Below are 8,914 nucleotides of genomic sequence, written 5' to 3'. Positions count from 1 at the left end.
GACGGGTTTGCCCGGCACGGTCGGATCTCCGTTTGGCTTCAGAGACCTCGACCCTACCGGCCCGCAGCGGCCAGCACCCACTCCCCGGAAGAGAGACGCGCCGGTGGCCCCAGCCTACGGTCGGGCTACGCCCTCCCTCCGGCTGGGGCCACCGGCCATATCGGTTGACGCTGTCGGCCAAATTGGTTGTCGCTCATCAGCCGGCTGCGGCGGAGTGAATCAAGCGCCGGATCTGGGAGGCAGGTCCGGTCTGTGCAGGCTATGATCCGGGCATGACCGCGACCTTCGACGATCTCGATCTGTCCGTTCTGCCACCGGCCTACAGGGCTGCGTTCGAGGCATTGCAGGCCAGTGCCGCCCGCGTGCCGGAACTCGAAGAGATCACCCGTCGGCAGGAACATCTGATCGCCGAACTGAACCAGGCGCTGCATGGCAAGAAATCGGAGAAGCTGAGCGAGGACGAACGTCAGCTGGCTTTCGAAGAGCTCGAGACCGCGCTGGCCGAGGTCGAGGAACAGAAGCAGGCAGAGGCTTCCGACGACGACAGCCCCCGGCAAAAACGGGCGAAGGCCAAACGCAAGAGCCGGGATCTGCCCGACAGCCTGCCGCGCATCGAAGAGGTGATCGAACCCGACAGCCTCGAATGCCCCAGCGGCTGCGGCCTGATGCATAAGATCGGCGAGGATCGCAGCATGCGCATCGACATCATCCCCGCCCAGCACCGGATCATCGAGACCATCCGCCCGAAATACGCCTGCCGTGTCTGCACTGACGGCGTGACACAGGCGCCCGCGCCGACGCGGCTGATCGAGGGCGGGCTGCCGACCGAGGCGTTCATCGCCCATGTTCTGGTCAGCAAATACGCGGATCATCTGCCCTTGTATCGCCAGAGCCAGATCCTGGCGCGCGGTGGGATCGATATCCATCGCTCGACCCTCGCGGACTGGGTCGGGGCCGCGAGCTTCCACCTCAAACCGGTCGTGGATCGTCTGGCCGAACATCTGAAACGGTCGACCAAGCTCTTCATGGACGAGACCACAGCGCCGGTGCTGGACCCGGGGAAGGGAAAGACGAAAACCGGCTATCTCTGGGCGCTGGCCCGCGATGATCGATCCTGGGGCGGCGACGACCCGCCCGGGGTGGTCTACTTCTACGCCCCCGGCCGCCACGGGAAAAACGCCGAAACCTTCCTGACCGGCTTTGATGGCATCCTGCAGATCGACGGATATCCGGGCTATAACCGGCTGACCAGGCCGTCCCGGAAAGGCGGCGATCCGATCACCGTGGCGCATTGCTGGGCCCATGCGCGGCGCAAGCTGAAAGAGGTCTTCGACCGTGACGGGTCCGAGATCGCCGCCGAGGGCCTGCGTCGGATCGCCGAACTCTATGCCGTCGAGAAAGACATCCGCGGTTGCGCCCCCGGCCAGCGCCTGTCGGCCCGGCAGGCCCGATCCGCGCAGCTGGTCGCTGCCTTCGGCGAGTGGCTGCAAGCGCAACGCCTGCGCGTCTCCGCCAAGTCCCGCCTCGGCGAAAAGCTGGCCTACATTCACAACCACTGGAACGGGTTGCAGACCTTCCTGACCGACGGCCGCGTCGAGATCGACTCCAACAATGTCGAAAATCTGGTGCGCCCGATTGCCCTGAATCGCAAGAATGCACTCTTCGCCGGCCATGACGAGGGCGGCAGAACCTGGGGCCGCATCGCCTCGCTGATCGAGACCTGCAAGATCAACGGCGTGGAGCCCTTCGCCTAAGGCACGTGCATAACGACGTCGTTAACGACGTATCTTATGTGGGGCTGGTGATGCGGGGCGATATTCTTGGGCTGGAGCGGCGGCGACGGTGGGCCGCCTCGGCGACGGCTTCCGCATCGGCCGCATCGTTCTTCTGCCGCTTCACGAACGGCTTCACATAGACCGGCGGGATGAGCCGGACGTCATGCCCGTGCCCGGCCAACTCCCGGCCCCAGTAATGCGCGGTGCCGCAGGCCTCAATCGCCACGACGCACCGAGGCAGGGCCGCCATGAACTTCGCGAACTGCGGGCGTGACAATTTCTTGCGGAACAGCACCCGCCCGTCCGCCGCAGCGCCGTGAACCTGAAAGACCTGCTTTGCGAGGTCGACGCCGACGATGCTAACCTCATTCATGGATGCCTCCCCTTTCTATGGTGACTTCAGCATCACCATCCTGGCACATCGCGATGCCGTCGGGCGGGGGCATCCACCCCATCAAACATGGATGCCGATTGACATCCCGGGCTGATTTCGCGGCGCGGTTTGCAGGCTGCAACCGCGCCCCGAAACCAGCCAAGGCGCGATCCCCTAAATTGAGTGAGGCAGAGCCCAATCCCTTCTGCTGCCGCCCAATGACTCGCTCACAAACCACCCGATACGAAAGGAGGTCCCGCGGGTTAATTGACGCTGTCGCGTGGTGCGACAGCATAAACGGGAGACGCTCATGCATCTTAGAGCCGAAACCTTCAAGAACGCGACAGAAGTCGTCACACCGAATGTGCGCCTGGCAGCGGCGCGCGATTTCTTCAACCTGCACGGTAAGGCCCTTGCCAATGCAGCTCACCTTCTCGCCGACGCGAGCATGGAAGCCCGCGTATATCGCTTTCTTGAGCGACTACGCGATGCCGACAGCTTCTCGACAGCACTCGTACGCGACCTCGTGGCCTTCCATCGTCTGCTGACGTTGCAAGATCCCGGGAGCCTGGAGAGTTCGGAGTTTGGCTGCATTCCGCATATCTCGCCGGAGGACCCTGTCGTCATCGAAATATGCCTGTTGGCAGACAACCTCTGGAATCTGCTCGCCGACATCGACCGCCAATCTGATCTTCAGGGGGAGGTTTGTTGAGATGACCAAAAACGGGAATGCAGAGACAACAAGCATCCTCGCAGTTGATCTCGCTGTTGACCGCACCGTGCGCCTCGGGCGTCAAGCTGCGGCAGAGCTATTCCGCCTCGTCCCGGGACGAGATAGCCTGGAGATTGATCGCTTGCGACGCTGCGTTGCGGGTCTGGCCGACGGAAACCCTTTCAGCGATGCGGATGAGGGGAGCCTGCTTCACGTGCGGGATTGCCTGAATGACCTTTGTCGCCAAGAACAGCTTGAGCGACGGCGGGTGTTTCGCGGGTTCCACGATCCAGAAGCTGGCGATATCGGAAGTGTGGAAGAGATTCCAGTCTATACCGATCGGGGACGCGAGCTTGCTCAGCTGACTGATCTTTTCGAGGCTTTCCTCGTGTCGCGGATCGTCGCGCAGGAACTCATGTCACGCTTTTAGAACAAAGGCCCGCCCGCCATGCGGGCGGGCTATCCCAAGTCCACGGAAGGTATCAACCTGACTATCCGCACTGAAAAGACTCGTCGTTCGAATCGAGATCCGGAAAGAAGATCTTCTGCTCCTCTTCAGTGATGTCGCTGCCAAGAATGTGGAGCGCTTGCAGCATCCGAGCGTCATGCATCGCCTGCCCCTGGTAGAAGCGCGCGGTTCTCGGGTCGCGCTGTGCACATATCGAAAGAGCCATCGCCGTACCCTTGCAACCGAGTTGCCCAAGTTCCGTGTGCACGAGGGACCTCGCGATATGCATGCCGGTCCCTGCATGTTTGCGCCACGCGTCACTTGCGAAACTCCGGGCCCGCTGCGTCCCGTCCGGCTTGCGAAACAACGGCGCACGAGAGTTGATCGCCTCTTGCCGGTATCGATCCAGAAACACCTCGTCCACGCCGAGAAGAAGCGCTTCCGCAAAGAACGGCTCCAGAAACATCGGGAGCGGCCCGGATATCGGAGTGCCTGTTTTTCGTGTTGTGCAGTCAATGAAGTAGCGACCCGCCACAAAGGTTATGTGCGCCCCCCAAAATAGACGCGTATCGCCCAGGCGCAGCGGGAGGAAAGCGAACAGGGCAAGAGCGAGCGCTTCATTGATCTTCGCAGAACGCCAGGTTGATGTGTGCTCTTTCCGTGACGCCGCTTTCAGATCGATCGCTGTCGAAAGAATCCGCTGGATACTTCCTGCCTCCTGCAGTTTTCCGAACTTCAGCGGGTTCTGGTTTTTGAAATCCATCTCAAGAGCATGCGACGCGGATCGGAGAATTCCGATCAATTCGTCCGATTCCCCTCTGTAGCGAGAAAAACGTAGCAAGGCGTCAAAATACATCTTCTTCGTGGCTGCCCGCAAATCTCGATTCTTGTTCTTTCTGGCCTCGAGGACAGAGCGAAATGCCTGAATTCCCTCGAGGGAAAAATCGTCCTTGAGATTGTTCTGGCGACATGCATGAATATACTGGCAAACTGCTCTCTCTACCGTCGAGTAGTAACCCCTACTCGGCGCCTTTACAGAATTCTTCAACATCCCCTTTCTCAAATCGGCGAGGCTTTCCTGCCACTCTGGGGGAAGTGAGTGTCGCGACACGGACAATTTCCTGACTTTCTGTGGTTTTGAAATGGATGATGAAGGGCGGGATGTCATCTGCCTTTTCCGTGTGATCGCAGCGGGCAGTGCTTCCACGATGCTGGGTGTCGCGGGAAGGCCGAGAAGGATATATGCCGCCTGCAGACTTGTCAGGGGGGGCGCCGATTGGCAGTTGGAAGCGTAGGCGAGATAATCCTCGGCGGTAGGGCTCGAAATCTGTTTTTTCGCCATCCATTCCAGATGGTTGTCGACGACCTTGAGTTGAGTGTAGCTGAGCGCGTCAATATTTGCCTTGCCGAACAAGGGGCGCCACCACGGCCCTTCAAGTATTTCCTGTCTTGTTCGTGCGCCTCTCCTTCCTCGATCCAGTTCCTGAACTGCATATCGAAGGACCCCGCGAAATGGATGCCCGTCTGGAAGTAGTTTCTTGCAGGAAGTCTCCAGGGCGCGGAGGGCATGGCGTTTCGGCTGCACGGATGCGAATGCGAGAAGCAGTCTGCAGTCGACCTGAGGCACGCCCTGCTGGCGACACCAATCGACAAAGCTCTGAATTCGCACGGTGTCACCGCGACTGGTTGACCCAGCGCGACCAAGCGCCGTCGAGAGTTCCCGCAGGGTGGATTCCAGATCAAGCGACAAAGACACTCTCCTCCAGGATCCTGTGACCCTCGATCATCAGGTGTTCATGGTCGATCCATCCGTAGCGTCTTTCTACGGTTTTGGCCTCATCGCCGAGTCGCGACGCTGCGAATGCCCAGTCGCCGGGCCTTGCATTGATCAGGATTGTCGCCTGGCCATGGCGGTAGTTGTGCGGTGTCATGCACCCCATAGGCGTTTCGCGAATGGCTGGGTTCCACCAGTTCAAGAACGTCTGGTACGCGAGAGGACGACCGGGTTCACCAATGGCAGGAAACAGATAGTTGCTGCTTTCGTGATGTGGAAACAGGGGGCGTACGTTTTCAATGTACCACCGGATGGTGCTCAGGCCGCGGAATTGACTTCTGGCCCGGATTGGTGCATTGATCGGCTTGCCATTCTTTGTTGTGCCGGCCGGCACGTTAAGTGCGGCATCTCTGCCTTTTTCTCTTGAAATCAATAACCAGGCATCGCTCTTGGAGAGGCGGTCGGAGACTTCGTAGGAGATTTCGAGCGCATTCGTGACTCTCAGAGGGGCAGCATCCGTCTCCAGGGCGGCAAAGGCGGCCAGGACACCATACTTTCGGATTTGCTCGACAAGCCGAACCCCATCATGAGGCTTGCCTGATCTTGTCTTGCGCAGGAGTCCCATGGCTTCCTTGCGCCACGGAACATGAAGGGAGAGAAAAAACAGTCGCAATTGACGGTCACGCCAGAGCTGCTTGCAAAGATGCTTGGCTGCTGGCGTCATCCCATCCGAGTTCGCCTGTGCGGTCACAAGCCACTCCACATCTCGCAGGAGTTCGGAGACATGGCTCGAAGAATAGCCATTTCCTTCCAGAAAAGCCGTCAGTCGCGCAAGATATCCGATCGCTGTGCTTCCCTTGATGGCGCGGGGATCGTTTTGCGCTTCATACCATTGCCAACGGGCGATCACGTCCGTCAGCGCCGGGCGGTCGAACAAACCGGCCACGCTCACAAGGCTGTTTGCGTCGAGGCCCTGAGCGTCCAGGGCAGTGTGCACCACCTTGTATGCGGCATGGCGCACAGGGGAGGGTTTCGTTCCGCCGAAGGTTTTTCCCGTGGAAGGGTCGCGCGTTCCCTTGCACGCAATCTCCACCATGACGGCGAGTTCCTCGTCGAGGTGCTCGGGGAGTCTCCCATGCCGACGTCGGCGGTCCGGTGGCTTGAATTCTATCGGCGCAGACGGCAGCCAGCGCTCGAAATTCCCCCACGAGACGGTCCTCAGCCGATTGAGCAAGGTTATCGCATTCACGACAGTCCGTTTCTGATCGCGCGTTGCTGCCGTGTAGATTGAACACGCGGATTGGTCGTTAAGGTCGCGGATTTCGATACCTTTCTGACGCGCGAGATCGAAATAGCTTCGAAGACAGATAACCTGCTTCGGGTGGAACTCGTTTCGCGTGATGCTCTTGCATTCCATGACGCGCTTGAGTTCAGCCATGAACTCGGAATAACCATCTTGTCTTGATTGCCGTTCGCGTTTCCTGTCAGGTTCGCCGCTTGCCCCCTTCACTGCCGCAATGGCCTTCCTGCGGTAGGCCTTTGCAGCGGCCGCGGTCTTGCATCCAAAAAATTTCGGATCATCCTTTGGCAGTTGGTCGGCAAGACTGCGCCAGTCGAGCGCGATGTCCTCAAGCGACTTTCCCAAGACCTTGGGCAACTTGAGGATAACCCGGCGATAATCGGCCTGTGTGCTCTCGGCCAATCCCGATACCGGCAGCCAATCGAGAACACGGCTCACGGTTCCCTTTTCCTTGGTGTCGGTATGAGGAAGCGCCGATTCGAGTTCGCGATAAGGGTCATAGGACATGTGTCATCTCCGGTAGCTGACCTGTCTCCGGAGATTTTGGCCGTTTTTCGGGGGTCGAAAGCAGAAAATGACATGCGCGCATGGAGTACTGGCAGGTAATTCTATCGACGCGTCTGTCATTTTGACCGCAGATCGTTTTATCAGTCATTTTTTCTGCCTCCCTGTCCGGCTTCCGCCAGTTCTTGGAAGGGATTGAAGCCATCAAAGTGCGTTTCGGGCTTGACGTTCTGCGGCGTGTCTTCGGGTTTTGGCGGTCGCAGAACCGGGGCCGTGGGATAGACGGGGACAGGAAGGCCGCTGCGCCAGGCATGGACCTGCGCTGCGCGCCAGCGGCGGTGTCTGGGCCCAAAGACCAGGGGATCGGGAAAACTTGCGTCAGGCTTGTTCCATGCCTTTCGCCGCGCGGTACGGGGGGACCGGTCGAGAACCTCCGCAAGGTCGACAGCGGTCAGGTGGTTCAGTTTCAGTTCCGCCCAGCGCGTCCGTGGCGGTTGCGCCAGGTGCTCGCCGTCCATCCAGATCGAAAACCACGGATAGGCGCCATTCACGCAGCGGATTCCCAGTCTCCGCGCGAACTCCCGGGCCGCGCGGACAGAGGAGAGACGAAAATACGTCTTCAACTGTTCCGGCGTGGCATTGCCGGGCGTCAGCAGCGCGTCATCCATGATCAGGCCTCCTTTGGGAAGGAGGTTGGTGCGGCCCTCGAATTGCGGAAACAGAGCCACCGATATCCCTGGCCCGAGCTTCTGGGCCGGCCGCGTCACGGGCCCGAAGAGGGGCTCCGACTGTTGGTCCGCAACGGCGTGCCAGCGTCCTCGGACGAGCGACGCTCCGCGACACAGCCAGAACGAAGCGAAAACAGAATTGACCAGATCTTGCCCAAGAACAGTTCCGGACGGTGCCTTTCCATGCCATTTCAGGGGGTTCGCGCTCGCTTGACAGCTTCTGTGCGATGTGCAATTTTTGTCTTGTATTTCCTTCGCTTGCCCGGCTATACCCGTCCGCGGAGACGTGGCCGAGTGGTCGAAGGCGCTCCCCTGCTAAGGGAGTAGGCGGGAAACCGTCTCGTGGGTTCGAATCCCATCGTCTCCGCCACTTGCCCTCGCGAAAGCGTTCTCCCGATCCGGCGGCGGCCGGATTTTTCCGTTGTTTTCGACGGTTATGCGGGTGGGGCTGAGCACTGGTGCCGGCGCCAAGAGGCCAGAAAGCGGTCTCTCAAGGCCGATATTCTCCGGACCTGATGACTGCGCGGATTTGGTGAATAGCTTGCAAGCCTCTGAAAACATAGGAAATGCGGATATATGAGCTAAACACTCCGACGCCAGTGGCGTTCGCAAGAAGGAACTCGGATCGAACATTCAAGAGGCGCATCATAGCCCGGCCGGGCTGGATCAATCAGCTGGAAGAGCTGACATCGTCGCCTTCACTGGTGGGTGCCGAGACCTCGACTTCGCCGAGCTCGAGCGTGTCAGTTTCAGTCAGTAGCCATGCTGAAAGACGCTCGGTGGCTAGCGAGGCCTGTTCGGGCTTTCGCAGGGCACACTCCCAGATCGTCGCCACACGCCAACCCGCCGCAAGCAGCACTCCACGGACGGCGCTGTCCCGAGCAACGTTCGCCTCGAACTTTGCCTGCCAGAAGTTCGCGCGAGTCGACGGTGTAGAGGCGTAGCGGCATCCATGATGCCGATGCCAGAAGCAGCCGTGAACGAAGATGACGGCGCGGTGCATGGGAAGGGCCAAGTCGGGCCTTCCATAGACCTTTTTCGAGTGAAGACGGTAGCGGAAGCCCTTCTTGTGAAGCGCACTGCGAATGGCGATCTCGGGAGCGGTGTCCTTTTGCTTAACGCTCGCCATGATCCTTGACCGCGTCTGCGGATCGAACACGTCGGTCATTGCTTAGAGTTCCGCGCGGTCTTACCTTGTGTTGCGAACCTAGGCTCCAGACCCATTGATTTCAGGTCTTTGGCGTGATTCAGGCTCCGCGAGGAGACCTGATCTATGAGCAATCTTTACTGGCTGACCGAG

At 59.7% G+C, this 8,914-nt stretch carries 6 protein-coding genes, 1 tRNA gene and 2 pseudogenes; 4 read left to right on the top strand and 5 right to left on the bottom strand.

Annotated elements, in window-relative coordinates; genetic code table 11:
- Window positions 1–272 precede the first annotated feature (272 nt).
- Window positions 273–1,745: pseudogene (tnpC, locus tag EV216_RS17865) on the top strand (IS66 family transposase); the annotation flags it as partial.
- Between the two features lie 94 nt (window positions 1,746–1,839).
- Here the strand turns inward: tnpC and EV216_RS17860 are convergent.
- Window positions 1,840–2,148 (bottom strand): annotated as a pseudogene (locus EV216_RS17860) (IS110 family transposase); the annotation flags it as partial.
- A gap of 310 nt (window positions 2,149–2,458) precedes the next feature.
- Here EV216_RS17860 and EV216_RS17855 point away from each other — a divergent pair.
- Both EV216_RS17855 and EV216_RS17850 read left to right on the top strand, forming a co-directional pair.
- Window positions 2,459–2,860, top strand: coding sequence for a hypothetical protein (locus EV216_RS17855; protein ID WP_132697213.1), 402 nt, complete (start codon window positions 2,459–2,461; stop codon window positions 2,858–2,860).
- Window position 2,861: 1 nt separating this feature from the next.
- Complete coding sequence (locus EV216_RS17850; RefSeq protein WP_132697211.1) at window positions 2,862–3,290, top strand: hypothetical protein; 429 nt, start codon at window positions 2,862–2,864, stop codon at window positions 3,288–3,290.
- 61 nt (window positions 3,291–3,351) lie between these two features.
- Here EV216_RS17850 and EV216_RS17845 read toward each other — a convergent pair whose 3' ends face one another.
- The 3 genes from EV216_RS17845 to EV216_RS17835 all read right to left on the bottom strand — a co-directional run bounded on the left by EV216_RS17845 (window position 3,352) and on the right by EV216_RS17835 (window position 7,554).
- Window positions 3,352–5,058 (bottom strand): hypothetical protein, encoded by a 1,707-nt coding sequence (locus tag EV216_RS17845; RefSeq protein ID WP_132697209.1) that lies wholly within the window; start codon window positions 5,056–5,058, stop codon window positions 3,352–3,354.
- Window positions 5,048–6,889: a site-specific integrase gene (locus tag EV216_RS17840; RefSeq protein ID WP_132697207.1), complete on the bottom strand. Its 1,842-nt coding sequence runs from the start codon at window positions 6,887–6,889 to the stop codon at window positions 5,048–5,050. The genes EV216_RS17845 and EV216_RS17840 overlap by 11 nt, the downstream gene beginning before the upstream one ends.
- Window positions 6,890–7,029: 140 nt before the next feature.
- Window positions 7,030–7,554: a helix-turn-helix transcriptional regulator gene (locus EV216_RS17835; RefSeq protein ID WP_132697205.1), complete on the bottom strand. Its 525-nt coding sequence runs from the start codon at window positions 7,552–7,554 to the stop codon at window positions 7,030–7,032.
- Window positions 7,555–7,894: 340 nt separating this feature from the next.
- On the opposite strand from EV216_RS17835, the gene EV216_RS17830 reads away from it, so the two are divergent.
- Window positions 7,895–7,984 (top strand) — tRNA-Ser (locus tag EV216_RS17830).
- Between the two features lie 300 nt (window positions 7,985–8,284).
- Here the strand turns inward: EV216_RS17830 and EV216_RS17825 are convergent.
- Window positions 8,285–8,782, bottom strand: coding sequence for a very short patch repair endonuclease (locus EV216_RS17825; protein ID WP_132697204.1), 498 nt, complete (start codon window positions 8,780–8,782; stop codon window positions 8,285–8,287).
- Between the last annotated feature and the right edge of the window lie 132 nt (window positions 8,783–8,914).

Origin of the sequence: Rhodovulum steppense (assembly GCF_004339675.1) — a bacterium.
Lineage (GTDB): Bacteria > Pseudomonadota > Alphaproteobacteria > Rhodobacterales > Rhodobacteraceae > Rhodovulum > Rhodovulum steppense.
Note: the sequence above shows the minus strand (reverse complement) of the source record. Positions and strands in the feature narration are given on the sequence as shown.